At 71.9% G+C, this 24280-nt stretch carries 24 protein-coding genes; 8 read left to right on the top strand and 16 right to left on the bottom strand.

What is annotated here, in order from left to right:
* Window positions 1-13: 13 nt before the first annotated feature.
* Window positions 14-334 (bottom strand): carboxymuconolactone decarboxylase family protein, encoded by a 321-nt coding sequence (locus tag ACULK4_RS18345; protein WP_445963826.1) that lies wholly within the window; start codon window positions 332-334, stop codon window positions 14-16.
* 253 nt (window positions 335-587) lie between these two features.
* Between ACULK4_RS18345 and ACULK4_RS18350 the strand changes: the two genes are divergently transcribed.
* Genes ACULK4_RS18350 through ACULK4_RS18360 form a run of 3 tightly spaced genes read left to right on the top strand, consistent with a single transcriptional unit; the run spans window position 588 to window position 4843 of the window.
* A complete protein-coding gene (locus tag ACULK4_RS18350) occupies window positions 588-2945 on the top strand; it encodes an arylsulfatase (protein WP_445963827.1) in 2358 nt (785 codons plus the stop codon).
* Entirely contained in the window at window positions 2942-4159 is a 1218-nt protein-coding gene (locus ACULK4_RS18355; RefSeq protein WP_445963828.1) for an AI-2E family transporter, read from the top strand. Before ACULK4_RS18350 ends, ACULK4_RS18355 begins: the two co-directional genes overlap by 4 nt.
* A gap of 15 nt (window positions 4160-4174) precedes the next feature.
* Complete coding sequence (locus tag ACULK4_RS18360; RefSeq protein WP_445963829.1) at window positions 4175-4843, top strand: GAP family protein; 669 nt, start codon at window positions 4175-4177, stop codon at window positions 4841-4843.
* Window positions 4844-4941: 98 nt separating this feature from the next.
* Here the strand turns inward: ACULK4_RS18360 and ACULK4_RS18365 are convergent, their stop codons facing one another.
* From ACULK4_RS18365 to ACULK4_RS18375, 3 genes are all read right to left on the bottom strand, one after another.
* Window positions 4942-5838 (bottom strand): glycine betaine ABC transporter substrate-binding protein, encoded by an 897-nt coding sequence (locus ACULK4_RS18365; protein WP_445963830.1) that lies wholly within the window; start codon window positions 5836-5838, stop codon window positions 4942-4944.
* A 121-nt stretch (window positions 5839-5959) separates the two neighbouring features.
* On the bottom strand, window positions 5960-6898 hold the full coding sequence (locus ACULK4_RS18370; protein WP_445963831.1) for an ABC transporter permease: 939 nt from the start codon (window positions 6896-6898) through the stop codon (window positions 5960-5962).
* The gene (locus ACULK4_RS18375) at window positions 6895-8475 is read right to left on the bottom strand and encodes a quaternary amine ABC transporter ATP-binding protein (RefSeq protein ID WP_445963832.1); all 1581 of its coding nucleotides are present in this window, start codon (window positions 8473-8475) and stop codon (window positions 6895-6897) included. The genes ACULK4_RS18370 and ACULK4_RS18375 overlap by 4 nt, the downstream gene beginning before the upstream one ends.
* A 486-nt stretch (window positions 8476-8961) precedes the next feature.
* On the opposite strand from ACULK4_RS18375, the gene ACULK4_RS18380 reads away from it, so the two are divergent.
* Window positions 8962-9597, top strand: a complete 636-nt coding sequence (locus ACULK4_RS18380; protein ID WP_445963833.1) for a DUF2202 domain-containing protein — start codon at window positions 8962-8964, stop codon at window positions 9595-9597.
* Between the two features lie 38 nt (window positions 9598-9635).
* On the opposite strand, the gene ACULK4_RS18385 is transcribed toward ACULK4_RS18380, so the two are convergent.
* The 5 genes from ACULK4_RS18385 to ACULK4_RS18405 are packed head-to-tail and all read right to left on the bottom strand — an operon-like array spanning window position 9636 to window position 13670.
* Window positions 9636-10034: a Fur family transcriptional regulator gene (locus ACULK4_RS18385; protein WP_445963834.1), complete on the bottom strand. Its 399-nt coding sequence runs from the start codon at window positions 10032-10034 to the stop codon at window positions 9636-9638.
* Window positions 10031-10873 carry a metal ABC transporter permease gene (locus ACULK4_RS18390; protein ID WP_445963835.1) on the bottom strand — a complete coding sequence of 281 codons (843 nt, stop codon included), beginning with the start codon at window positions 10871-10873 and terminating at the stop codon, window positions 10031-10033. The genes ACULK4_RS18385 and ACULK4_RS18390 overlap by 4 nt, the downstream gene beginning before the upstream one ends.
* Window positions 10873-11793: a metal ABC transporter permease gene (locus ACULK4_RS18395; RefSeq protein WP_445963836.1), complete on the bottom strand. Its 921-nt coding sequence runs from the start codon at window positions 11791-11793 to the stop codon at window positions 10873-10875. Before ACULK4_RS18395 ends, ACULK4_RS18390 begins: the two co-directional genes overlap by 1 nt.
* Before the next feature lie 37 nt (window positions 11794-11830).
* Window positions 11831-12604 carry a metal ABC transporter ATP-binding protein gene (locus ACULK4_RS18400; protein ID WP_445963837.1) on the bottom strand — a complete coding sequence of 258 codons (774 nt, stop codon included), beginning with the start codon at window positions 12602-12604 and terminating at the stop codon, window positions 11831-11833.
* Between the two features lie 4 nt (window positions 12605-12608).
* Window positions 12609-13670, bottom strand: coding sequence for a metal ABC transporter substrate-binding protein (locus ACULK4_RS18405; RefSeq protein WP_445963838.1), 1062 nt, complete (start codon window positions 13668-13670; stop codon window positions 12609-12611).
* 128 nt (window positions 13671-13798) lie between these two features.
* Here ACULK4_RS18405 and ACULK4_RS18410 point away from each other — a divergent pair, with 128 nt between their 5' ends.
* Entirely contained in the window at window positions 13799-14296 is a 498-nt protein-coding gene (locus ACULK4_RS18410; protein WP_445963839.1) for a GNAT family N-acetyltransferase, read from the top strand.
* A gap of 5 nt (window positions 14297-14301) precedes the next feature.
* On the opposite strand, the gene ACULK4_RS18415 is transcribed toward ACULK4_RS18410, so the two are convergent.
* From ACULK4_RS18415 to ACULK4_RS18430, 4 genes are all read right to left on the bottom strand, one after another.
* A complete protein-coding gene (locus ACULK4_RS18415; RefSeq protein ID WP_445963840.1) occupies window positions 14302-15705 on the bottom strand; it encodes a dihydrolipoamide acetyltransferase family protein in 1404 nt (467 codons plus the stop codon).
* A 30-nt stretch (window positions 15706-15735) separates the two neighbouring features.
* Complete coding sequence (locus tag ACULK4_RS18420; protein ID WP_445964147.1) at window positions 15736-16695, bottom strand: alpha-ketoacid dehydrogenase subunit beta; 960 nt, start codon at window positions 16693-16695, stop codon at window positions 15736-15738.
* A gap of 101 nt (window positions 16696-16796) precedes the next feature.
* Window positions 16797-17930 carry a thiamine pyrophosphate-dependent dehydrogenase E1 component subunit alpha gene (locus ACULK4_RS18425; protein ID WP_445963841.1) on the bottom strand — a complete coding sequence of 378 codons (1134 nt, stop codon included), beginning with the start codon at window positions 17928-17930 and terminating at the stop codon, window positions 16797-16799.
* Window positions 17931-17946: 16 nt separating this feature from the next.
* Window positions 17947-19056 (bottom strand): histidinol-phosphate transaminase, encoded by a 1110-nt coding sequence (locus ACULK4_RS18430; protein WP_445963842.1) that lies wholly within the window; start codon window positions 19054-19056, stop codon window positions 17947-17949.
* Between the two features lie 52 nt (window positions 19057-19108).
* On the opposite strand from ACULK4_RS18430, the gene ACULK4_RS18435 reads away from it, so the two are divergent.
* Window positions 19109-19489, top strand: coding sequence for a phage holin family protein (locus ACULK4_RS18435; RefSeq protein ID WP_445963843.1), 381 nt, complete (start codon window positions 19109-19111; stop codon window positions 19487-19489).
* A 1-nt stretch (window position 19490) separates the two neighbouring features.
* Here the strand turns inward: ACULK4_RS18435 and ACULK4_RS18440 are convergent, their stop codons facing one another.
* The 3 genes from ACULK4_RS18440 to ACULK4_RS18450 form a co-directional block, all read right to left on the bottom strand.
* Window positions 19491-20963, bottom strand: coding sequence for a lipase family protein (locus tag ACULK4_RS18440; RefSeq protein ID WP_445963844.1), 1473 nt, complete (start codon window positions 20961-20963; stop codon window positions 19491-19493).
* Window positions 20960-21259, bottom strand: coding sequence for a hypothetical protein (locus ACULK4_RS18445; protein ID WP_445963845.1), 300 nt, complete (start codon window positions 21257-21259; stop codon window positions 20960-20962). Before ACULK4_RS18445 ends, ACULK4_RS18440 begins: the two co-directional genes overlap by 4 nt.
* Before the next feature lie 91 nt (window positions 21260-21350).
* Window positions 21351-22265, bottom strand: a complete 915-nt coding sequence (locus ACULK4_RS18450; RefSeq protein WP_445963846.1) for an aminoglycoside phosphotransferase family protein — start codon at window positions 22263-22265, stop codon at window positions 21351-21353.
* Window positions 22266-22334: 69 nt separating this feature from the next.
* Here ACULK4_RS18450 and ACULK4_RS18455 point away from each other — a divergent pair, with 69 nt between their 5' ends.
* Window positions 22335-22874, top strand: coding sequence for a low molecular weight protein-tyrosine-phosphatase (locus ACULK4_RS18455; RefSeq protein WP_445963847.1), 540 nt, complete (start codon window positions 22335-22337; stop codon window positions 22872-22874).
* Window positions 22871-24256, top strand: a complete 1386-nt coding sequence (gene purB, locus ACULK4_RS18460; RefSeq protein ID WP_445963848.1) for an adenylosuccinate lyase — start codon at window positions 22871-22873, stop codon at window positions 24254-24256. The genes ACULK4_RS18455 and purB overlap by 4 nt, the downstream gene beginning before the upstream one ends.
* Window positions 24257-24280: the final 24 nt, after the last annotated feature.

Consider the following 24280-nt stretch of genomic DNA (forward strand, 5'->3'; position numbering starts at 1 on the left):
GCGAGCGACGTCGTCAGTATTCGTCGCCGGCCCCGAGGCCGACGTCGCAGCCGAGCGCGAGCGCGAGCTTCGGCGCCGCGTCGACGACGCGGGCGAGTCCGACCACGGAAGTGACACCGGCCAGCACGTCGACGATCTCGGTCGGTGTCGCCCCGGCCCCGATCGCAGCGTCCGCCTCGGCGCCGAACGACGGCTCAGCGCCGCCGATCGCCACGAGTGCGGCGATGCGTGCGAGGGCGAGCGTCTTCCGGTCGAGCGAACCGAGGGCCACGCTGCCTCCGTCGAGTCGCTCGTCATTGATCGCGTACCGGCGCAGCCGTTCGGAATAGTCCACGGCACCCCCTCTCCTCGAGGTCGGGCACGCATGTGCCCGACCACAGTCCATGCCGTGGATCCTCCGGCCGCATCACGCGATTCGCATGAAGCACCCGCGACCTCGCCGGTTCACGCGATTCGCGTGATGCGGGCACGTCGCCGGCGGTCGTATCGTGCGGAGGCGACGGGGCGCGGCGGGTGGATCGCGATCGCCGTCGGGTGAACAGCGCTGCCGGGCGTGGGTCCGATGCGGCGCAGAGGGGGATGACACGATGACCGACGCCGCACGCAGCCCGCTGATCGGCCCACCGCTGCCTCCGGCCCGCACGCTGCCGTTCCCGCCGCCGCCGTCGGGCAGCCTGGCGGGACGCACGATGCAGGAGTCCACGTACAGCCCCGGGCCGCCGGAGCGTCATCTGCCGGCGGATGCGCCGAACGTCCTCATCATCCTGATCGATGACGCCGGGCCGGCGTTGCCGACCACCCTCGGCGGTGCGGTGCGCACGCCGACACTCGACCGAGTGCGGGCCAATGGCGTCGGGTACAACCGGTTCCATACGACCGCGATGTGCTCGCCGACGCGGGCGTCGCTGCTCACCGGACGGAACCACCACCGCGTGGGGAACGGACAGATCGCCGAGCTGGCCAACGACTGGGACGGGTACTCGGGGCACATCCCCAAGAGCAGCGCGACCATGGCGGAAGTGCTGCGGCAGTACGGGTACGCCACGGGCGCGTGGGGCAAGTGGCACAACACGCCCGCCGAGGAGACCACCGTCGCCGGGCCCTACGATCGCTGGCCGACCGGGTACGGCTTCGAGTACTTCTACGGGTTCCTCGCCGGCGAGGCGTCCCAGTACGAGCCCAATCTCGTGCGCAACACCACGTCGGTCCTGCCGCCGAAGACGCCCGAGGAGGGATACCACCTCAGCGAGGACATCGCCGACGACGCGATGACATGGCTGCGGAACCACAAGGCGCTGAAGCCCGACCAGCCCTTCTTCATGTACTGGGCGACAGGCGCGCTGCACGGCCCGCACCACATCATGAAGGAGTGGGCGGACAAGTACGCCGGAGCGTTCGACGACGGCTGGGACGCCTACCGGGAGCGCGCGCATGAGGGGGCGAAGGCCGCAGGCTGGATCCCCGCCGACGCCGAGCTGACCCCGCGCCCGGAGAGCCTGGCGGCCTGGGATGACATCCCGGAGCACCAGAAGCCGTTCCAGCGGCGCCTGATGGAGGTCGCCGCGGGCTTCGGAGAGCACGCCGACGTGCAGGCCGGGCGCCTCATCGACGAGGTCGAGCGGCTCGGCTACGCAGACGACACGATCATCATCTACATCTGGGGCGACAACGGCTCGTCGGGCGAGGGCCAGAACGGCACCATCAGCGAACTGCTCGCCCAGAACATGATCCCGTCGACCGTCGACCAGCACATCGCGGCACTCGAGGAACTCGGCGGGCTCGACGCGCTCGGCACGCCCGCGACCGACAACCAGTACCACGCCGCCTGGGCCTGGGCGGGGTCCTCGCCCTACCAGGGCATGAAGCTCCTGGCATCGCATCTCGGCGGGACGCGCAACCCGATGTTCGTGCAGTGGCCGGGGCGGATCGAGCCGGATCAGACGCCGCGCACGCAGTTCCACCATGTCATCGATGTCGCGCCGACGATCTACGAGATCCTCGGCATCTCGCACCCCGACAGCGTCAACGGCATCCCCCAGGATCCGATCGACGGCGTCAGCCTGGCGTACTCGATCGACGATCCGGAGGCTCCGGGGCGCCGCCGCACCCAGTACTTCGAGATCATGGGCAGCCGCGCCATCTACGCCGACGGATGGATGGCGTCGGCGCTCGGACCCCGCCTGCCCTGGGTTCCGGGCGCGCCGCCCGGCATCCGCACCTGGACCCCCGACGAGGATCGATGGGAGCTCTACGACCTCGAACACGACTGGAGTCAGTCGAACGACCTCGCGTCGGAGCATCCCGACAAGCTCGCGCAACTGAAGGAGCTGTTCGCGATCGAGGCCGCGAAGAACGACGCGCTGCCGATCGGCGGGGGCCTGTGGGTGGCCGTGATGCACCCCGAGGACCGCATCAGCACGCCCTACACCGAATGGGAGCTGAGCGGCGACACCGTGCGCGTGCCGGAGTTCTGCGCCCCGGCACTCGGGAACCGACCGAACACGGTCACCATGCAGGTCCACCTGCCGGATCGGGCCGACGGCGTGCTGTACAAGCTGGGCGGCGCGGGTGGAGGGCTCACCTGCTTCCTCGCCGACGGCGTGCTCACGTACGAGTACAACCTCTTCCTGATCCAGCGCACGACGATCGCCTCGGCGACGCCGATCGCCGCGGGCGACATCACGATCGAGGTCGAGACGACCTATGTCGAACCACGACCGGGGGGACCCTTGCAGGTCGTGCTCCGTGTCGACGGGAACGAGGTCGCATCCGGCACCGTGCCGGTCAGCGCGCCGCTGCTCTTCTCGGCGAACGACTGCCTCGACATCGGGCGCGCCTACGGCGGCGCCGTGTCGCGGCACTACGCCGACCGGATGCCGTTCGCCTTCGAGGGCCGCATCGACCGGGTCCACGTCGCCTACGCGGAGCCTCGGACGGAGCGGTGAACCATCGACGGAGGTGGGGAGCTCGCCGCGCCGGGCGCGACCTCGCGGCGGACGGCGGCATCGTGGGCGAATCGAGGTCGGCCGAGGTGGCGGCTCCCGCAGTTCCCGTGCACCGGAACGCCTTCATCCTGATCGGGTTCGGCGGAGCGGTGCTCGCGGCCTTCGGGCTCGCGGCGATCTCCTCGATCTTCGCGCCGGTCTTCTTCGCGCTCGTCCTCACGATCTGCGTCCACCCCCTCCGAGACGCGTTGGAGCGACGCGGCGTGCCGAGGGGGCTCGCGACCGGATCGGTCATCCTCGCGGTGCTCGTGCTGCTGCTCGCCTTCGGCTATGCCGTACTGGTCGCATTCGGCCAGTTCGGCGCGCTGATTCCGCAGTTCGAGCCGCAGATCGAGGAGTGGATCGGCGACGTCGCGTCGTGGCTCGGTTCGATCGGGATCACCGCCGACCAGATCGCCGCCCTGGGTTCGGACTTCGATCCCTCGGTGCTCGTCGGGTTCGTGGGCGGACTCGTGGGCGGGCTCACCGGGTGGATCACGCTGCTCGTGATCATCCTGACCATGCTGCTGCTGATGGCGATGGACGCGGCGTTCCTTCCCACCTTGCTGCGACAACTCCGCCCCCAGCGTCCGCTCGTCGCCACCGCACTGTCCGGCTATGCATCGGGCGTACGCCGGTACATGGTCGTCACCACGCTGCTCGGTCTCGTCCAGGGCGTGCTGAACTGGCTGGCGCTCGTGCTGCTCGGGGTGCCCGGGGCGTTCATCTGGGGTCTGCTGTCGTTCCTCTGCAGCTTCATCCCCAACATCGGCTACTTCATCGCGATCGTCCCGCCGATCATCTTCGGCGGCCTGGTCGGCGGCTGGCCGACGGTGATCGCGGTCATCGTGATCTACGGCATCGTCAACGCCGGCGTGCAGTCCGTGGTCCAGCCGAGAGTCGTCGGCAACGCCGTCGCCCTCAGCCAGAGCATCACCTTCTTCTCCGTGCTGTTCTGGGCCGTGGTCATCGGGCCGGTCGGAGCCATCCTCGCGATTCCGCTCACCCTCCTGGTCCGTGTGATCCTCGTGGACACCAACCCGTCGATGACGTGGATCCGGCCGCTCCTCGGCGACCTCGACACGGCGAAGCAATCCATGTCCGCGGCCGACGCCGAGGTGAAGGCGGCCCGCGCCGCGCGGCGATCCGAGCGATCACGACCGCACTCCGGCTGACCGGCGGGACCGGCGATGCTGCAGGTCATCGGACAGCTCCTCCCCATCGCGGTGGCGCTCGCCCTCAGCTCGGTGCCCATCACGGCCACGCTGCTGATCCTGCTCTCACCCGGACCAAGGCGATCGGCGCTGCCGTTCCTCATCGGATGGGTCATCGGGATCGCGCTCGTCGTCTCGATCTGCTCCCTCGCCGCCCGGGCGGTGCCGGCATCCCGGTCGTCCCAGCGACCGGATCCGGCGATCGGAATCGCCGAGATCCTGGTCGGCGTCGCGTTGGTCGTCGTCGCCGTCGCGACGCTGCGACGCCGACGCCGGAACGCTCCGACCGCCATGCCCCCGTGGCTGCACTCCGTGGGGACGATCGGACCGTGGTCGGCATTCGGACTCGCGTTGATCCTGAACGTCCGGCCGAAGGGCCTCCTCCTCGCGATCGCCGCGGGCCTCGCGATCCATGCCGAGGGGCTCTCGCTCGGCGAGTCGGCGGTCGCCGTCGGCATCTACACGATCATCGCCGCGTCGACCGTCGCGGTCCCCATCATCGCGACCCTGGCCGCGCCGGCCCGAGCGGAGCCGCGCCTCCGCGACGCGCAGGACTGGCTCATGCGGAACGGACCCGTGGTCACGAGCGTCATCCTGGTCGTGATCGCCGCCGCGATCATCGGCACCGGCATCGCACGACTCTGAGCCGGAGGACCCCGCGAACGACGAAGCGGATGCCGCGGGCACGACGTGCGCCCGCGGCATCCGCTCGACTCATCGCGCCGTCACGGCGCGGCCGGACCTCAGGAGGTCAACGCGTCGACGTACTCCTGGTTGTCGGCGATCCACTGCTCCACGATGGGGCCGTAGTCGTCGGTGTCGTTCTCGTTGAACATGACGTTCTCGAGCGAGTACAGCAGGTCGCTGTCCATCTCGAAGTCGCGCAGCCAGCCGGCGAGCGTCGGGTGCGTCTCCTCGAAGCTCTTGCCGCCGAACGAGTGGATGCCCTCGGCGTCGCCGAGCGTGCCCTGCGGGTCCTCGAGGTCCTTCAGCGGGAACGCGTCGTAGGCCCAGTGCGGGCGCCACAGCGTGACGGCGATGTTCTCGCCCGCGTCGGTCGCCGCGGTCAGCTCGGAGAGCATCGCGGGGGTCGACGAGGTGAGGTAGTCCATGCCGTCGAGGCCGTAGGTCGGGATGACCTCGTCGGTCGTCACCCGGTTCAGGCCCGAGCCGGGCTCGATGCCGACGAGGCGGTTGTCGAACGCGTCGGCGTTCTCGGCGAGCTCCTCGAGCGTGTCGACGGGGGCGTCCTCGTTTACGGCGATGGTGAGCTTGGCGTCCTCGTTCCAGGCGCCGAGGTCCACCATGTCGTCGCCGTACTGCTCGATGTAGTCGGCGTGCGTGATCGGCAGCCAGGTGTCGAGCGTCACGTCGTAGTCGTCGTCGCTGAGGCCCTGGTAGACGGGCGCGGGGTCGGCGTACTCGAGCTCGACGTCGTAACCCTCCTCCTCGAGGATGGCCTTCCAGAGCTCGCTCGCGGCGATGCCCTCGTCCCAGCCGTTGAACACGGCGATGGTGACATCCTTCCGGTCGCCGTTCTCGAGGGTGTCGGCCTCGTCCGCGCCGGCAGAGCAGCCGGTGAGGGCGAGCGCGGCGACGGCTCCGAGGGCGAGCGTGGAGCGCAGGGTGTTCTTCTGCATGGGTGGTGTTTCCTTTCCTCCCGCGTTGCTGTGTCGCGGGTGATCGGGTGTCCGCATGGGTGCATGCGGGATTCGCGGGCGCGGGGGTGCCGGCGCCCGTGGTCTCGGGTTGCTGGTCGGGTCAGGCGGTGGCGCGGGCCGGCTCGGGCGCGGCGTCGTTCGCGGCCGGCTCGGCCGCGGCATCCGTCGCCTTCGTCGTCGACGACCGGCGCAGGAGCGAGCCCGCACGCGGCCGCGCACGCCCGCCGAGCCCGCTGGTGATGCGGTCGAGCACGATCGCGAGGATCACGACCGACAGGCCCGCCTCGAAGCCGAGGCCGACGTCGATGCGCGTGAGCGACTGCACCACGTCGCCGCCGAGTCCGCCCGCGCCGACCATGCCGGCGATGACGACCATCGACAGCGAGAGCATGATGACCTGGTTGACGCCGGCCATGATCGACGGCATCGCGAGCGGCAGCTGGATCTGGCGGAGGATGCGCCACGGCGACGAGCCGAACGCGTGCCCGGCCTCGACGACCTCGCGGTCGACGCCGCGGATGCCGAGCTCGGTGAGCCGGACGCCGGGCGCCATCGCGAACACGATGGTCGCGACGATGCCGGGCACCACGCCCACTCGGAACAGGATCAGCGCGGGGATGAGGTACACGAACGCGGGCATCGTCTGCATGAAGTCGAGCACCGGGCGGATGACGCGGGAGGCGACGTCGCTGCGCGCGGCCAGGATGCCGAGCGGGATCGAGATCGCGACCGCGATGGCGCTCGAGACGAGCACCAGCGCGAGCGTGTCCATCGCGTTCTCCCACTGGTCGACCCCCACGATCACGAGGAGGCCGAGCACGGTGCCGAGGGCCAGCTTCCAGCCCTTGGCGAACCACGCGAGCGCGGCGATCGCGACGATGACCGCCCAGAACGGCGGCGCGGAGAGCACGAGGTCGACGAGGTCGTAGAACCCGGCGAACACGGCGCGGATCACGGCGAAGAAGCCGGCGAGCGCGTCGGTCAGCACGTCGATGACGGCCTCGGCGATCTCGCCGAGCGGCAGGCGGAACTCGTTCATGCGCGGCTCCCTTCGATCGCGGCGGCGGGTTCGGGGGCGGATGCGGCGGGCTCGACGGCCTCGTCGGCCGGCGCGGCAGGCTCGACGGCCGCTGCGGCGCCCGGCGGCACGAGCAGCGGCTCGGACTCGGGCTCGGGCACGGCGATCGCCGCCTCGAGGCCGGGCGCCGGGTCGAGTTCGATCGGCTCGGTGCGCTGCAGCGTCGCGGTGATGACCGCGATCGGGACCGTCGCGGGGGGCACCGCGGCGAACTCGTCGGTCGTCGGGGGCACGTTGCCGAGCGCAGCGAGCAGCGTCACGCGCGGCACCACGCCGACCAGGCGCTCGCGGTCGTCGACGACCGCGAGCGGCACCTCCTGCTCGACCGAGCTGCCGAGCAGGTCGGCGAGCTGCTCGTCGAGCCCGACCGTGGTGATGTCCCGCACCGCCTCGTCGAGCCGCTTCTCGCCGCGCTGCACGAGGCGCAGCACGTCGCGGTCCTGGGCGACGCCGAGGAGTCGCCGGCCCGGCGCGACCACGAAGACGGTCGAGGTCTGCAGGTCGCGCATGACGCGCAGTGCGGCACGCGGTCCCGCAGACGACGACACGACGGCGCGCGGCGCCTCCATCACGTTGCCGGCGGTGAGCACGCGGGCGCGATCGACATCCTGCACGAACTGGGCCACGTAGTCGTCGGCGGGGTCGGTGAGGATCTCCTCGGCGGTGCCGAGCTGCACGATGCGGCCGTCGCGCATGACCGCGATGCGGTCGCCGAGGAACATGGCCTCGTTGAGGTCGTGCGTGATGAAGACGATGGTCTTGCCGAGTTCCTGCTGCAGCTCGACGAGCTGCTCCTGCATCTCGCGGCGGATCAGGGGGTCGAGCGCCGAGAAGGCCTCGTCCATGAGCAGGATGTCGGTGTCCGCGGCGAGCGCGCGGGCGAGGCCCACGCGCTGCTGCATGCCCCCGGAGAGCTCGGACGGGAGCTTGTCGCCCCAGCCGCCGAGGCCCACGCGCTCGAGGACGCGCGCGGCGCGCTCACGGCGCTCCGCGGCATCCACGCCCTGGATCTCGAGGCCGTAGGCGGCGTTGTCGAGGACCGTGCGATGCGGCAGCAGCGCGAAGTGCTGGAACACCATCGAGACGTGGTCGCGTCGCACGGCGCGGAGGCGCTTCGGCGAGACGCCGGTCATGGACTCGCCCATCACCTTCACCGAGCCGGCCGTGGGCTCGAGCAGGCCGTTGAGCATGCGGATGAGCGTCGACTTGCCGGAGCCCGACAGTCCCATCACGACGAAGATCTCGCCGCGGCGCACATCGAAGTCGGCGTCGACGACCGCCGCGGTGCCGAGGTCGGCGACCTCGGCACGGGTCGCGCCGTCACGGAGCCGCGACAGGGCCTCGGCGGGTCGGCGGCCGAAGAACCGGGTGAGGTTCCGCACCTCGAGGGCGGGCGGGCCGTCGGGTCGGGGCGCCTCGTTCGATGCGGGGTCGGGGGCGACGGATGCCGCGGTGGTCGCGTCCGGTTCGGCGGGGGTCACGCGGGGTTCGGCGGGGGTCACGCGGGGTTCGGCAGGGGTCACGCGGGGTTCGGGCATGAAGCAGGACTCCGTCGCACGCTCACGCCGACGCGGCCGCAGTGCGGCGGCCTGTGCAGGAGCGTGCTCATGGTCACGGCCGGGTTCCGTGCGATCCGGGAGGCGGGGCTTCGAGCTCCGGCGGCGAACTGGGGGTGCCGGAGCGAGCGCCGCGATCCAGCGCATCCGGTCATCGGGATCGGATGCCACACGCGGAACCGTACGACCCCGACAGTGGCGTGAGCCGGTGCGTCGGGGGCGCGGACTGGGGCGTCATGGTCCGTCCTGGACCGTCGACCACGGTATCCACGTGGCACGGGGGATGTCGAATCGAAACCCCTCCCCCCGGCCCTGACCGGGGGTTTTGACCAACCCCGACTGGGCGGCTGCCCCGAGTCGCCCATGGGGTTCCTATGATCCATGCATACCCCCGGGGTATTGCCCTACCGTGGTGGCAGACGGCCCGGATGGCGGATCCACCGGGCCACGGAGCACTTCGGGGGACCCATGGACACGCGCATCGCACTCGCCGCCGGCATCGTCGGAGGCCTCGTCGCCGTCGCCGGCATCGGCGGCGTCATCGCCGCATCGACCGGCGACGACCCGGACGACGTCGCATCGAGCGTGACGGCCACGTCGGCGTCGCGTGACGACGCGGAAGCGGCCGCGGGCGAGGCGGGCGAGGCGCCCGAGGCAGCCGACGCGGACGCCGCACCCGACGCGTACGACACCACGACCGCCCTGCTCTTCCTGATCGAGGAGGAGAAGCTCGCGCACGACGTGTACGTGACACTCGCCGACCAGTGGGGCACGAAGGTGTTCTCCAACATCGCCGCGAGCGAGCTGACGCACCAGGACCTGGTCGCGCCGCTGCTCGAGGAGCGCGACATCGAGGACCCGCGCGCGTCCGAGGTCGGCGTCTTCACCGACCCCGCGCTGCAGGCCCTCTACGACGAGCTGGTCGCCCGCGGAACCCGGAGCCTCGACGACGCGATCGACGTCGGGATCACGATCGAGGAGAAGGACATCGCCGACCTCGGTGCGGCCATCGCGGCCGAGGACGAGGCCGACGTCGTCGGCGTGCTCGAGCGACTGCTCGCGGGCTCGGAGAACCACCTGCGGTCATTCGAGCGCTTGGCGTGACGCTCATCGCGCGGCGCCCGGCCGGGTGCCGCGCGCCGTCACGCGTCCGCGTCGAGCGCGCGCGAGCACTCCGCGCAGAGGCCGAAGACGTCGACGACGTGCGCGGCGCGCGTGAAGCCGTGCTCGCCGGCGATGCGCTTGGCCCAGGCCTCCACCTCGTCGGCGGCGATCTCGACCGTGAGCCCGCAGTTGCGGCAGATCAGGTGGTGGTGATGGCCGGTGCTGCACGCGCGGTAGATCGCCTCGCCGTCGGGCGACTGCAGGCTGTCGGCATCGCCGCTCGCGGTGAGGTCGCCGAGCGCGCGATAGACGGTCGCGAGCCCGATGGGCGAGCCGCTCGCGTGCAGCGCCGAGTGCAGCGCCTGCGCGCTGATGAACCCATCGGTGGCGTCGAGTGCCTCGCGCACCGCTTCGCGCTGCCAGGTGTTGCGTTTCATGCGATCCGTGCGTCCTCCGCGGTCTCCACGGGGATGGGAGCCCGCCTCGAGGGTAGCCGCCGCAGCTTGGAGCCGCCCAGCGCGATGAGCAGGAACGCCGTGGCGGCGAGCACGATCGACGGTCCGGCGGCGACGGCCGCGTACCGCGACACGAGCACGCCGATCACCCCCGATGCGGCGCCGATGACCGGGGCGACGACGAGGACCCCGCGAAAGGTCGGCATCACGATCCGGGCGGCCGCGGCGGGCGCGGCGAGCAGCGCGATGGCCAGGATCGCGCCGACGGCGGGAAGCGAGCTGACGACGGATGCCGCGGTGAGCCCGAGCACGAGCAGCTCGACCGGCCATTCGCGGAAACCCGCGGCGCGGTAGCCCGCCTGATCGAACGTCGAGAACACGATGCGCGTGCCGAACGCGACGACGACGACGACGGATGCCGCGAGCACGACGGCCGCGAGCACGATGTCGGCGTCGCTCACCGTCAGGATCGATCCGACGAGCAGCGACTCGGGCTGCACGGGCAGCCCGGGGATCACCGACTGCAGGAGCGCACCGAGCGCGAAGCCTCCCGTGAGGACGATGCCCGCGGCGACCTGCGCACCCTGGTGGCGCACCCGGGCGATCGCGGTCATGATCCCCACGATGACGACGGATGCCACGGCCGCCCCGAGCGGCACGCTCACGCCGAGCGCCGCCGCGAGCACCGCACCGGGGTAGGTGGCGTGCGTGAGCGCCTGCGCGAAGAAGGTGCGGCGCCGGAGCACGACGAGCGACCCGACGAATCCGGCGCCGGCGCCGATGACGACCGCGGCGAGCAGGGCGCGTTCGAAGTACCCCATCAGCCCTCCCCCGCGTTGCGCGCGACGCCTTCCGCCGCCGGAGGCGTGCCCTGCGCGGCCCGCCGCGGCGCCGCCGCCCGGTCGACCGCGAGTCGCACCGCAAGGATGATCGCGTACACGAGCACGAAGACGCCGACGACGGTACTGCCTGCGGGGAGGTCGACGCCCGCGCCGACCGAGATCGCGAAGCCGGCTGACAGGCCGAGCCAGGCGCTGACCGCGCCGACCGCCGCTGCCGCGGGGAACAGCCACCAGAGCCGTCGGGTCACGAGGCGCGCCGCGGCGCCCGGCACGATGAGCAGGGCCAGTACGAGGAGCGCCCCCACCGTGCTCGATCCTGCGACGACCACCAGTGCGATCGCCGAGTTCAGGACCAGGTCGAGCACGAGTCCGCGGTCGCCGGCCGCCCGGCTGGCACCCGGATCGAACGCGCGGAACAGCTGCTGCTTGAGCGTCACGCCCACCATCGTCGCGGCGGCGAGCGACACGAGCACGAGCGGCAGCACGTCGACCGGGGCGATGGTCAGCACCCGGCCGAACAGCAGCTCCTCGAGCGCGGACGCGTAGTCGGTCCCGCGCGAGACCACGAGCACGCCGACGCTGAAGGTCGCGGTGAGCACGACCGCGACGGCCGCATCGGACGCGATGCCGGCCCGCATGAGGAAGGTGAGGGCGACTGCGCCCGCGAGCGCCGCGATCGCCGCCCCCGGGACGAGTCCCGCGGTGCCGGCCACGGCGAGGCCGATCGCGAGACCCGGGAACACGGCGTGCGTGAGCCCGTCGCTGATGAACTCGAGCCCGCGCAGGTTGACGAGGACGCCCACGACGCCCGCGACGACGGCCAGCACGAGCAGCACGAGGAGGGCGCGGCCCATGAAGGGCAGTGCGTAGGCGCCGATGAGCGCGTCGGTGATGCTCATCGCGGCCCACTCCCCCGCGACCATTCCCGAAGCGGCATCAATGCCCCTCGTGGCCGGGCACGACGAGCGTGTGCTCGTCGATCTCGACCTCGACGCCCTCGAAGCACTGCTGCACGTTCTCGAGCGTGAGCACCTCGTCGACGCGCCCGCAGCCGACCTGCTCGCCGTTGACCAGGAGCGCCGTGTCGCACACGGTGCGCGCGAGCTCGAGGTCGTGCGTCGAGACGATCACCGCGACGCCCTGGGCCTTGAGGGTGTGCAGCGTCTCGATGAGCGCCTCGCGGTTGGGCTGGTCGAGGCCGTTGAACGGCTCGTCGAGCAGCAGGAGCCGCGGTTCCGACGCGAGGGCGCGGGCGAGGAGTCCGCGCTGGCGCTGCCCGCCGGACAGCTCGCCGAACCGGCGGTGCTCGAGGTCGGCGAGGCCGACGGTCTCGAGCGCGTGCCGCACGGCCTCGCGGTCGTGGCGTCCGGGCCAGCGGAACAGGCCGAGGCGCCGGTAGCGCCCCTGCATCACGACCTGGGCGAGACTGATCGGGAAGTCGGGGTCGATGTCGGCGGACTGGGGCAGGAAGCCGATCATGCCGTCTGCGGCATCCGTTCGCCCGCCGAAGCGCATCTCGCCCTCGACGAGCGGCACGAGACCGAGGATGCCGCGCAGCAGCGTGGACTTGCCGGCCCCGTTCGGACCGATCACCGCCACGGCCTCCCCCGGCCGCACGCGGAAGCGCAGGCCCGAGACGCCTGCGCCGCCGGGGTGCCGGAAGGCGGCCCCGCGCATCGTGAGCACGGGTTCGGGAGCGCCATCGGTCATGCGGTCATCCTCCCAGCACGGCGGGCAGCGCGGAAGGCTCGACGCCCCACGACTCGAGGATCAGCCGGGCGTTGTGGATCTGGCTGCCGAGGTAGGTCTCGCCCTCGCTTCCGGGCTGTCCCAGCGAATCGCCGTAGAGCGCGTCCTCGCCCGAGTACACCGTCACGTCCGCCTCGGCCGCGATCGTCTCGGCCGCCTTGGGCGAGATGGACGCCTCGGAGAACACGGCCTCGACGCCCGTCTCGCGGATCCGCTCGACGAGCGCGTCGATCTCGGCCGCGCTGGGCTCGGCATTGTCGTCGAAGCTCGGGATGACGCTGCCGACGAATGTCACGTCGTACGCGTCGAGGAAGTACGTGAACGCGTCGTGGTTGGTCACGAGGAGGCGCTGCTCGGCGGGCACCTGCTCGACGTTCTCGTGGATCCACTCGTCGAGCGCCTCGAGCTGGGTCAGGTACTCCTCCTCGGCCGCGCGGATCTCCCCGGCGTCGACGTCGTCGAGCTCGGCGAGGCCGTCGGCGATGTTCTCGACCATCTCGGCCGCGAGGTGCGGGTCGGTCCAGATGTGCGGGTTGCCTCCGCCATGGGCGTGCTCGTCCTCGGCGTGCTCGTCGTCGGCGTGCTCGTCCTCGGCGTGCTCGTCGTCGTGCACGTCCTCGGCGTGCTGGTCGTCGTGCACGTCCTCCGTCGACTCGAGCTCGATGCCCGTGCTCGCGTCGATGAGCGCACCGTCGAATCCGGACGCGGCGATGGCGTCGTCGAGCCAGCTCTCGAGGCCGGCGCCGTTCACGACCAGCGCGTCGGCCTCGCCGAGCGCGAGCAGCTGCGCCGCCGACGGGTCGAACGAGTGGGCGCTCTGCCCGGGCTCGAGCAGCGCCGTCACCTCTACGGCCTCTCCCCCGACCTCGCGCGTGAAGTCGGCCACCTGGGTCGTCGTGGCGACGACGGCCGGCGTGCCGTCGGCGGCGGTGTCGCCACCGGTCGCGCAGCCCGCGAGCACGGTGACGGATGCCGCGGCGAGGGCGGGCACGAGCAGGTGGATGCGACGGTTCGAAGCGGCGGGCATGCCACTACGGTATCCGCTATTGATAATGATTGTCAAAACCAGTAGCGGCCCTCGCGCGGTTTCCCGCCGTGACGCCGAGTTGTGGACGGCACTTCCGAACGACGGTGGTCCATGCCAGAGTGTCAGCCGTGGAAATCGCCACGACCCGAATCACCCTGCACCCGTTCACCGTCTCCGACGCCGAGCGCCTGCTCGCCGGCGACGTCGACCCCCTCGACGGCTGGGAGGGCGGCTACTCGTTCACCGACGAGCCCGAGCTCCTCGCCGAGTACGTCCGAGCCGTGCGGCGCAACGGCGACCCCGCGCCCTTCGGTCCGTACCTCGTCCGTCGCGCCGACGGGGGAGCGGAGGACGGCGCGGCGATCGGGGGCGTGAACCTCTTCGGCCCTCCCGACGAGCACGGCGCGGTCGAGTTCGGGTTCGGCCTGGTTCCCGCCGTTCGCGGCGACGGCCTCTCGCGCGACGTCGTCGCCGAGGCCCTCGCCCTCATCCGCTCCACTGGTGCGACGATCGCGCGCGCCGAATGCGAGATCGCCAACCTCCCCGCACGCCGCGTACTCGAGCAGGCAGGCCTCGCCGAGGTGTCGCGCACCGACGACGCGGTCGTGTACGAGATGCGCCTCTAGCCGACTCAGTCCAGCAGGAGCGCGGGCTCCTCGATGATCGACGCGACATCGGCGAGGAAGCGGCTCGCGACGTCGCCGTCGACGACGCGGTGGTCGAACGACCCGCCGATCGTCGTGACGAAGCGGGGGCGTACTTCGCCGTCGACGACCCAGGGCTTCTGCTTGATCGTGCCGAGCGCGACGATCGCGACCTCGCCCGTGTTGAGGATCGGCGTGCCGGTGTCCATGCCGAAGACGCCGATGTTCGTGATCGTGATCGTGCCGCCCTGCATCTCGGCCGGCTGCGTCTTGCCCTCGCGGGCCGTGAGGGTCAGCTGCTCGAGCGCCGCGGCGAGCTCGACCATCGACATGGCCTGCGCCTCCTTCACGTTCGGAACGATGAGCCCCCGCGGAGTGGCGGCGGCGACGCCGAGGTTCACGTAGTGCTTGACGATGATCTCGTCGTCGGTCCACTGCGCGTTCACCGTCGGGTTCCGTCGCGCCGCCCAGATCATCGCCTTCGCCATGATCAGGAGGGGCGAGACCCGCACGCCCGCGAAGTCGGGTGAGGCCTTGAGGCGCTTCACGAACTCCATCGTGCGCGTGGCGTCCACATCGACGAACACCGATACATGCGGCGCCGAGTATGCGCTCTGCACCATCGTCTGGGCGATGGCCTTGCGCACGCCCTTCACGGGAATGCGCGTCTCGCGGTCGGTCGGCGCCTCGGGCGTCTGGATGTTGCGGAACACGCTCGCCTGCTGGGCATCGCGGATCACGTCGTCGCGCGTGATGTCGCCGATTGGGCCGGTCGGCGCGACCCGCGACAGGTCGACGCCCAGGTCCTTGGCCAGCTTGCGGATCGGCGGCTTGGCGATGACGGGCATGCCCGCGTCGTAGCGCTCCGAGGGGCGGGCGGGCTCGGTCAGCACGGGGGGCTCGGTCGCGATCGTCACCGACGACGCGCGGGCCGGAGCGGGCGCCGGCGGCGCAGGCGGCGCGAGGTGCTCGTGCGCGCCTCCGGGTGACGGATGCCGCCGGCGACGGCTCTGCGTCGGGCCGCTGCTGCCGTGCCCGACGAGCACCGCGCCGCCCGCCTCGTCGGCGGGAGCGGGAGCAGCCGCCTCGACCGCGGGAGCCTGCTCGGGTGCCGCCGGAGCCTCTGGCGGCGAAGACATGCCCTCAGCGGCATCCGTTCGGATCACGAGGATCGGGGTGCCCACGTCGACCGTGCGCCCCTCCTCGACGAGGAGTTCGGCGACCGTTCCCTCGAACGCGCTCGGCAGCTCGACGAGCGACTTCGCGGTCTCGATCTCGACGAAGACCTGGTCGAGGGCGATGCGGTCACCGGGCGCCACGCGCCACTGGACGATCTCGGCCTCGGTGAGGCCCTCGCCCACGTCGGGAAGCGGGAACCGGATCTCGCTCATGGTGCTCCTCGGGTGTTGCGTCGGTGACGGTCAGTAGGCCATCGAGCGGTCGACGGCCTCGAGCACGCGATCGGCGCTCGGAAGGTACTCGGTCTCGAGCGCCGCAGGCGGGAACGGGGTATCGAAGCTCGACACCCGCAGCACGGGCGCCTCGAGCGAGTAGAAGGCGCGCTCGGCCACCGTCGCCGCGATCTCGGATCCGACGCTCACGAAGCCGTACGCCTCCTGCGCGACGACGAGGCGACCGGTGCGCTGCACCGAGTCGATGATCGGGCCGTAGTCGATGGGGGAGAGGGAGCGGACGTCGATCACCTCGAGGCTGCGACCCTCCTCCGCCGCGATGTCGGCGGCCTGCAGCAGCGTCGAGACCATGGCGCCGTGGCCCACGACGGTCACGTCGTCGCCCCGACGGATGAGCCGGCTCGCGTGCAGCGGGAGTCCGGCGTGGTCGTGGTCGACGGGGCCCTTGCCCCAGTACCGGCTCTTGGGCTCGAAGAAGAGCACCGGGTCGTTCGAGGCGATCGCCTCCTGGATCATCCAGTACGCGTCGTGCGGCGACGACGGCGCCACCACCCGCAGGCCGGGCGTGTGGGCGAAGTACGCCTCAGGGCTCTCCTGGTGGTGCTCGATCGAGCCGATGTGGCCGCCGTACGGCACGCGGATCACGACCGGCATCGGCATGCCGCCGTCGTGCCGCAGGTTGAGCCGGCTCAGCTGCGTGGTGATCTGGTCGAACGCCGGGAAGATGAACCCGTCGAACTGGATCTCGACGACGGGGCGGTACCCGCGCATGGCCAGCCCGATCGCCGTGCCGACGATGCCCGACTCGGCGAGCGGGGTGTCGAGCACCCGCTGCTCGCCGAACTCGTCGAGCAGGCCCTCGGTCACGCGGAACACGCCGCCGAGACGGCCGATGTCCTCGCCCATGAGGAGGACCTTCGGGTCGTTGCGCATCGCCTCGCGCAGGCCCGCGGTGATCGCCTTGGCCATCGACAGCGTGTGCACGCCGCGCACCTCGGGTGCTGCGGCATCCGTCGCGGCACCTGCTGCGGGCGCCTCGGTCGTGGGCGGGGTGGGGACGGTCTCGACGCTCACCGGACATCTCCCTCGAACGAGTTCTCGTACGCCTCGAGCCACGCGGCCTGCGCCTCGACGACCGGGTGCGGCTCGCTGTACACGTGCTCGAAGATCGCCGACCGCGGGGGAGCGGCGGCGTCGAGCGCCCGGCGGCGCAGGTCCGCGGCGACATCCGCGGCCTCCTCGTCGACCTCGTCGAAGAAGGCGGAGGCCGCGCCGCGGGCCTCGAGCCACGTGCGGTACCGCGGGATGGGATCCCGTGCCTCCCAGTACTCGACCTCGGTGTCCGTTCGGTACTTCGTCGGGTCGTCGGCCGTCGTGTGCGCGCCCATGCGGTAGGTGACGGCCTCGATGAGGCTCGGGCCGACGCCCGCGCGCGCGTCCTCCATCGCCTGCCGCGTGACGGCGTAGCTCACGAGCACGTCGTTGCCGTCGATGCGGATGCCGGGCATGCCGAAGCCGCCGCCGCGCAGCGACAGCGGGCTGCGCGACTGCCGCGAGACCGGCACCGAGATCGCCCACTGGTTGTTCTGCACGAAGAAGACCTGCGGGGTGTTGTAGCTCGACGCGAAGACGAGCGCCTCGTTCGCGTCGCCCTGCGACGTCGACCCGTCGCCGTAGTACACCAGCACCGCGGCATCCGTCTCGGGGTCGCCCGTCGCCGTGGCGCCATCGAACTGCAGGCCCATCGCGTACCCGGTCGCGTGCAGGGTCTGCGACGCGAGCACGAGCGTGTAGAGGTGGAAGTTGCCGTTCTCGGCGGGGTTCCACCCGCCGAGGGTGACACCGCGCAGCAGCCTGACGATGTCGACGGGGTCGAGGCCCCGGATGATGCCGGCGATGTGCTCGCGGTAGGACGGGAAGATGTGGTCCTGCGGCCGGGAGGCGCGCGCCGAGCCGACCTGAGCGGCCTCCTGCCCGTGGCTCGGCACCCACAGCGCGAGCTGGCCCTGCCGCTGCATGTTGGCGCCCGTGACGTCGATGCGCCGAGAGATCGCCATGTCGCGGTAGAACTGCTCGAGCGCGGCATCCGGCAGCGCCTCGATGATCGGGAGGTACTGCTCGGCCTCGGCCGTCGGCCGCAGCTCACCCTCGTGGGTGAGGAGCTGGAGTGTCGGGGCGGTGAACTCGCGTGAGGGGGCTGCCACCGTTCCACGGTACCCGTTAGGTGGAGGCCCATTCTTGTGAAGGACCGACAAGCTCCCCGAGAACCGTTAGGAGCACGTCCACAGACTCCTCCTCGCCCACCGAGACGCGGATGCCGTCTCCCGGGAAGGCTCGCGCGACCACTCCGGCCTCGAAGAGGCGCTCGGCGACCTCGCCCGTACGGTCGCGCGTGGGCAGCCAGACGAAGTTGCCCTGCGCCTCGGGGATGGGCCAGCCCTGGGCGATGAGCGCGGCGCGCAGCGCGTCACGGCGGCGGGCGAGCACGTCGACGCGACGGAGGAGCTCGGCCTCGGCCTCGGGCGTCATCGCGGCGATCGCGCCGGCCGTCGCGACCCCGGTCACGCCGAGGGGGATGGCGGTCGCACGGGCGGCGTCGAGGATGGGCACCGGACCGATCGCGTACCCGACGCGCACGCCTGCCAGGCCGTACGCCTTCGAGAAGGTCCGGAGCAGGACGAGGTTCGGGTATCGGCCGATGAGCGCGCTGCCGTCGACGGCGGCCTCGTCGCGTACGAACTCGGCGTACGCCTCGTCGAGCAGCACCAGCCGGTCGGCGGGCACGCGCGCCATGAACCGCTCGAACTCGTCGCGCGTGACCGCCACGCCCGTGGGGTTGTTGGGGGAGCAGACGATGACCACCCGCGTGCGGTCGGTGATCGCCGCCGCCATCGCGTCGAGGTCGTGGCCGTGGTCCGGCCGGTTGGGCACCTGCACGCTCGTGGCACCGGCGACGGTCACGAGGCCGGGGTAGGCCTCGAACGAGCGCCACGAGTACACCACCTCGTCGCCGGGCGCGGCCGCGGCGAGCACGAACTGCGCCAGCAGCGACACGGAGCCGGCCCCGACGAGCACCTCGTCGGAACTGACGCCGAAGCGCTCGGCGAGTCGCTCGCGGAGCGTGAGCGCCGTGGCGTCGGGATAGCGGTTCACCTCGGCGGCGGCGGCCGCGATGGCCTGCTCGACCGCGGGGACGGGGCCCCACGGGTTCTCGTTGCTCGAGAGCTTGAAGCCGTTCGCGGGGGCCGGACGGCCCTGCCGGTACGGCGGAAGCGCGGCGATCTCGGGTCGCAGGCGCACGTGCGTGGTCGTGGGCTCCGGTGCGGTCACGGATTCCACCGTACCCCTTCGGTCGGACCGCGTCCGCTGACATAGTTGAACCATGCGCTTCATCGTGAAGGTCCTCGTCTCGGCGTTCGCACTCTGGCTCACCACGCTGATCGTCTCCGGCGTGAGCGTGGTGCCGTACGAGCAATCCGACATCGGCACCGTGCTGACGTACCTGCTCATCGCGCTCATCTTCGGCGTCGTGAACGCCACCATCGGCACGCTGATCCGTATCGTCGCGTTCCCGCTGTACGTGCTGACGCTCGGGCTCATCTCGTTCATCGTGAACGCGCTGCTGCTGCTCATCGTCGACTGGCTGAGCGACCTCATGGGATTCGGCCTCCAGGTCGACGGATTCTGGTGGGGCGTGCTCGCTGCGCTCGTGCTGGGCCTGATCAGCTGGCTGATCGGCCTGGTCGTGCGGCCGAAGGACTGAGCTACGACGGCGCGCGTCCGGCGTGCCAGTAGGTCGTCCGCGCGGGACCGCCGCCGGTGATCTCGCCGACGAGTCGCGTGAACTCCTCGACTCGCGGGTGGTCCGAGCCGTCGACGAGCTCGGCCGTATCGCGGTACGCGGTCAGCGCGTGCGCGGGCAACGGCTCGTCGAGGGACGGCGACGCGTCGATGCTCCGCTCCACGACCAGCCGACCGTCCGCGACGACCCCGCTGCCGCCGAGTGCGGGCACGAGGTCCTCGGAGTGCACGACGGAGAGCACCGGCGTCGCGGCGGTGGGCACTTGCGCCACCGGCCCGCCGAAGCTCACCGCTCCGACCACGTCGAGGTCGGGATCGGCGGCGAGGTTCGCGGCGATGATGCCGCCCGCGGAGTGCCCCACGACGAGCACCGGGTCACCGGATGCCACGCCCGCGGCCTCCATCGCCGCGCGAACCGACCGCTCCGCCGCACCGGAGTCGAGCGGCATGCCGACGAGTCCGGCGCGCTCGGACGCGTCGGTCACGACGTGCACGTTCGACGTGGTGTCGTACGGCTCGCCGCGCGGCACGGGGCCGAAGTCGACCGTACCGCTCGAGTAGACGATCCACCGCGGCCCGTCGGGGCCGTCGTAGCGCTCGATGCGGACCTGCGGTCCGCCAGGCGGCGGCGCCGGGATGCGGTCGGCCAGGTCGCCGGTCCCACGCGGCGCCGCGGTGCCGGGCGCGGGCGGGCCGAGGGGCGACACCGCCGAGACCGGTGTCGCGACGCCGGTGACCCGCACGTCGGTCTCGCGCAGCGCCCGCGAGCCGGTCACCACGCCGAGCACCGTGGCGGCGCCGAGCAGGAGCGCCGAGTTCTCGGGCGCCTCCAGCCCGGCCCCGAGTCCGAAGAGCCCGCCCGACCGGAACAGCCCGGCGACGAACTCGTCGACGTGGTCGCCGGTCGCACGCACCAGTGCGACGAACGCCGGGTCGGAGAGGATGGGGAGCCCGTGCGCCTCGACCAGCGCGAGGAGCCCGGCCGCCGTGGCCTCGGTGCCCATGATCGCGCTGCCGACTGCGAGGCCCGGCGCGAGGATCGCCGCGGCCGACGCGCCGGCGAGCAGCAGCCCGGGCGCGACGATGCCGAGCATTCCCGCGGTGACGCGCTCGCCCGCTTCGGCGAGGAGCGTCGACAGCCACTCGGCGCGGCCGTATCGCCCCGCGCCCATGCGCAGGGACCACGCCAACTCGGCCGTGCGCACGCCGCCCGCGGTGAAACCCGACTGTGCGGTGTCGAGGTCGATGACCAGGCCGCCGAGCGTCTCCGACCCCTCGGCGGCAGCGATCTCGCCGAGCCGGTGCCGGATGCCGCCCACCCGTGCCGACCATCCGTCGAGGATGTGCGACACCGCCGCGAGCCGCGCGGCTTCGACGACGAGCGCCTCGGTCTCGACCGACGTCGCGCCGCCGCCTCGGATCACGAGGTCGCTCACGGCACCGCCCAGCTGGTGCGCTCCCGCTCGAGTGCCGCCGCGAGGGCGCGTTCGGTCGTGGCGAGCAGGTGCGCCGCCCCGGCGAGCGCGAGGCGCACGTCGCGGACGCGCTCGGCGTAGTGCTCGGCTGCGCCGGCGTGCCACCCCTCGAGCCGGTCGAGGAGCAGGCCCGGTTGCATCAGCTCGACCTCGGCGCGCAGGGTCCGCACGGCGTACAGCTCGCGCTCGAGTGCGTCGGCTCGCCGCGAGCGGCGTGCCGCATCGAGGACGGCGGGGGTCGCGTCGGAGGAGTACACGCTTCGACTCTGCGCCGCATCCGACGGGGCGGACCGCAGTTCCTGCGGCACCGTGCACAACCTCCGCGACCCGCGCCCGGTGCAGGACCGGTCAGTCCAGGAGGACCTGCTCGAGCGCGTGCGCCCCGACGCGACCGATCGGCCCATCGGCGCCCACGGTGTCGACGATCGCGGAGCCCATCACGAGGGCCCAGCCGCGGGCGCGAGCCCAGTCGGCGGCATCCGTCGACCGCAACCGCTCGACCCGGTCACGGAACGCGGCCCGGCCGGCCGCGTCGAACACGAGCCATGCCGCGGCGAGGTCGGTGGCGGGGTCGCCCGAGGTGAGGTCGCCGAAGTCGAGCACCGCGAGCAGCCGGTGCGGCGGCCCGGGGGAGAGGAGCAGGTTGCCCGGGTGCGGGTCGCCGTGCACCCAGCGGGGCGCGCCCGACCACGCGGGCGCCGCGATCGCGGCGGCCCAGACCGAGTTCAGCGCCGCGGCATCCGTCGCCACGGCACGCTCGATCCGCCCGGACGCGAGCCGCTCGCCCACGACGCCGGCCCGCTCGGCGAGCGGCACGCCGCGATACGGGTTCGCCGGCGCGTCGGCCGGTGCAGGCGCACCGATCGCGACGATCACGTCCGCCAGGGCCTCGGCGATCCCGCGCCGCTGCTCCGGGGCGACGGATGCCGCGGCGACCCCGTCGAACCACGGCGTGATGCTCCACGCGTAGGGGTAGCCCTCGCCCGGCGCGCCGGTCGCGACGGGCACCGGTGCGCGCACCCCGTCCGGGAGGGCGCCCGCGACGACCCGCAGCCATCGCTGTTCGCCCCGCACGAGCCGGTCGGCGAGCGCGCGCCGCGGCATCCGCACCGCCCACTCGCCGCCGAGGCGGAAGATCGCGTTGTCCCATCCGTTCGCGACGAGCTCGACGGCACCCCTGAACGACGGATGCTGCGCCTCGACGAGCCGGACGACCAGTGCCGCGTCGACCTCGACGTCGGGGGCGGGCGCGTCCGCGGCCATCGTGCGCTCCCCTCGATCCGTCCGATCCGCCACTGTGCGAACGATGCGTGCTCGTCCACAATAAGAGGCATGACGCCAGCGGATCCCGCCGCGGAGCCCGCCGCGGAGCCCGCGCAGCGCTTCCGTGTCTCGTTCGTGTGCACCGGCAACATCTGCCGCTCGCCGATGGCGGAGGTCGTGCTGCGTTCCCTCGCCGTGCGCGCCGGGCTCGAGGATCGCATCGCGATCGAGTCGGCCGGCACGGGCGACTGGCACGTGGGAGAGCGTGCCGATCACCGGACGGTCGCCGCGCTCGAGCGCGCCGGATACGACGGCAGCCGCCATCGCGCCCGCCAGTTCGATCCCGCCGACTTCTCACGCCTCGACCTCGTCGTCGCGTTCGACCGCGGCCAGTCCCGCGTGCTGCGCAACCAGGCCCGCAACCTGCCCGACGAGCACAAGGTGCGGCTGCTGCTCGAATTCGACCCGGAGCTCGCGCCGCTGCAGGACGTCCCCGACCCGTACTACAGCGACGATGCGACCTTCGATCGGGTTCTTGGGATGATAGAGCGGTCGACGTCGGCGCTGTTCCGGCAACTCGCCCCCGCTCTCAGACAAGGAAACCGATGACCTCGCTGCCTCCCCAGCCGCTCAGCCCCCTCGACGGCCGGTACCGCGCCGCTGTCGGCGAGCTCGGGGAGCACCTCTCCGAGGCCGGCCTCAACCGGGCTCGCGTGCACGTCGAGATCGAGTGGCTCATCGCGCAGACCGAACGCGGCTTCTTCGGCACGAGCCCGCTGGCGGATGCCGAGAAGGAGTCGCTGCGCGCCGTCGTGACGGGCTTCGGCCAGGCCGACATCGACGAGCTCGCCCGATTCGAGGCGACCACCCGGCACGACGTGAAGGCCGTGGAGTACTACGTGCGCGGCCGGCTCGACGAGCTCGGGCTGTCGCACCTGGCCGAGCTGACCCACTTCGCGTGCACGAGCGAGGACATCAACAACCTCTCGTACGCCCTGACCGTGCGCGACGCCGTCGCACAGGTCTGGCTGCCGAAGTACCGGGCCGTCATCGCCAAGCTCATCGGCCTCGCACACGAGCACCGCGACGCGGCCATGCTGTCGCGCACGCACGGCCAGCCGGCGACCCCGACCACGATGGGCAAGGAACTGGCCGTCTTCGCGCACCGCCTCCAGCGCATCCTGCGCCAGGTCGAAGCGACCGAGTACCTCGGCAAGTTCTCGGGCGCGACCGGCACGTTCTCGGCGCATCTCGCCGCGGCCCCGGATGTCGCGTGGCCCGACGTCTCGCGCGAGTTCGTCGAGTCGCTCGGACTGACCTGGAACCCGCTCACCACGCAGATCGAGTCGCACGACTGGCAGGCCGAGCTCTACGCCCGCATGTCGCACGCGAACCGCGTGCTGCACAACCTCGCCACCGACATCTGGACCTACATCTCGCTCGGCTACTTCCGCCAGATCCCGGCGGCAGGCGCAACGGGCTCCTCGACCATGCCGCACAAGGTCAATCCCATCCGGTTCGAGAACGCCGAGGCGAACCTCGAGCTCTCGTCGGCGGTGCTCGACTCACTCGCGGCGACCCTCGTCACGAGCCGCCTGCAGCGCGACCTCACCGACTCGAGCGCACAGCGCAACATCGGCGTCGGCTTCGGCCACTCGGTGCTCGCGCTCGACAACATCCTCCGCGGCCTCGGCGAGATCGACCTCGACCGCGACCTGCTCCTCGCCGACCTCGACGGCAACTGGGAGGTGCTCGGCGAGGCGATCCAGACCGTCATCCGTGCCGAGGTCGCCGCGGGCGACTCGACGATCGCCGACCCGTACGCGCTGCTCAAGGAGCTCACGCGCGGCAAGCGCGTCGGCGCCGCCGACCTCGCGTCATTCGTCGAGGGGCTCGAGATCTCGGATGCCGCGAAGCAGCGCCTGCTCGCGCTGACCCCGGCCACCTACGTCGGCCTCGCCGACGAACTCGTCGACCGCCTCGAGGCGTAGCGAGCGCCGCCCGCGTCCCGTCCC

The sequence above is a fragment of the Agromyces selenitireducens genome (genome assembly GCF_052748465.2).

What these genes read in the sequence shown, in the direction of transcription:
- ACULK4_RS18450 (WP_445963846.1), bottom strand. Translation starts at nt 22,265, where the DNA reads ATGGCCGCGGACGCGCCCGCCCCCGACGTCGAGGTCGACGCGGCACTG.
- ACULK4_RS18390 (WP_445963835.1), bottom strand. Translation starts at nt 10,873, where the DNA reads ATGGGGTACTTCGAACGCGCCCTGCTCGCCGCGGTCGTCATCGGCGCC.
- ACULK4_RS18375 (WP_445963832.1), bottom strand. Translation starts at nt 8,475, where the DNA reads ATGCCCGAACCCCGCGTGACCCCTGCCGAACCCCGCGTGACCCCCGCC.
- ACULK4_RS18350 (WP_445963827.1), top strand. Translation starts at nt 588, where the DNA reads ATGACCGACGCCGCACGCAGCCCGCTGATCGGCCCACCGCTGCCTCCG.
- ACULK4_RS18365 (WP_445963830.1), bottom strand. Translation starts at nt 5,838, where the DNA reads ATGCAGAAGAACACCCTGCGCTCCACGCTCGCCCTCGGAGCCGTCGCC.
- purB (WP_445963848.1), top strand. Translation starts at nt 22,871, where the DNA reads ATGACCTCGCTGCCTCCCCAGCCGCTCAGCCCCCTCGACGGCCGGTAC.
- ACULK4_RS18455 (WP_445963847.1), top strand. Translation starts at nt 22,335, where the DNA reads ATGACGCCAGCGGATCCCGCCGCGGAGCCCGCCGCGGAGCCCGCGCAG.
- ACULK4_RS18435 (WP_445963843.1), top strand. Translation starts at nt 19,109, where the DNA reads ATGCGCTTCATCGTGAAGGTCCTCGTCTCGGCGTTCGCACTCTGGCTC.
- ACULK4_RS18405 (WP_445963838.1), bottom strand. Translation starts at nt 13,670, where the DNA reads ATGCCCGCCGCTTCGAACCGTCGCATCCACCTGCTCGTGCCCGCCCTC.
- ACULK4_RS18370 (WP_445963831.1), bottom strand. Translation starts at nt 6,898, where the DNA reads ATGAACGAGTTCCGCCTGCCGCTCGGCGAGATCGCCGAGGCCGTCATC.
- ACULK4_RS18385 (WP_445963834.1), bottom strand. Translation starts at nt 10,034, where the DNA reads ATGAAACGCAACACCTGGCAGCGCGAAGCGGTGCGCGAGGCACTCGAC.
- ACULK4_RS18400 (WP_445963837.1), bottom strand. Translation starts at nt 12,604, where the DNA reads ATGACCGATGGCGCTCCCGAACCCGTGCTCACGATGCGCGGGGCCGCC.
- ACULK4_RS18415 (WP_445963840.1), bottom strand. Translation starts at nt 15,705, where the DNA reads ATGAGCGAGATCCGGTTCCCGCTTCCCGACGTGGGCGAGGGCCTCACC.
- ACULK4_RS18380 (WP_445963833.1), top strand. Translation starts at nt 8,962, where the DNA reads ATGGACACGCGCATCGCACTCGCCGCCGGCATCGTCGGAGGCCTCGTC.
- ACULK4_RS18395 (WP_445963836.1), bottom strand. Translation starts at nt 11,793, where the DNA reads ATGAGCATCACCGACGCGCTCATCGGCGCCTACGCACTGCCCTTCATG.
- ACULK4_RS18360 (WP_445963829.1), top strand. Translation starts at nt 4,175, where the DNA reads ATGCTGCAGGTCATCGGACAGCTCCTCCCCATCGCGGTGGCGCTCGCC.
- ACULK4_RS18420 (WP_445964147.1), bottom strand. Translation starts at nt 16,695, where the DNA reads ATGGCCAAGGCGATCACCGCGGGCCTGCGCGAGGCGATGCGCAACGAC.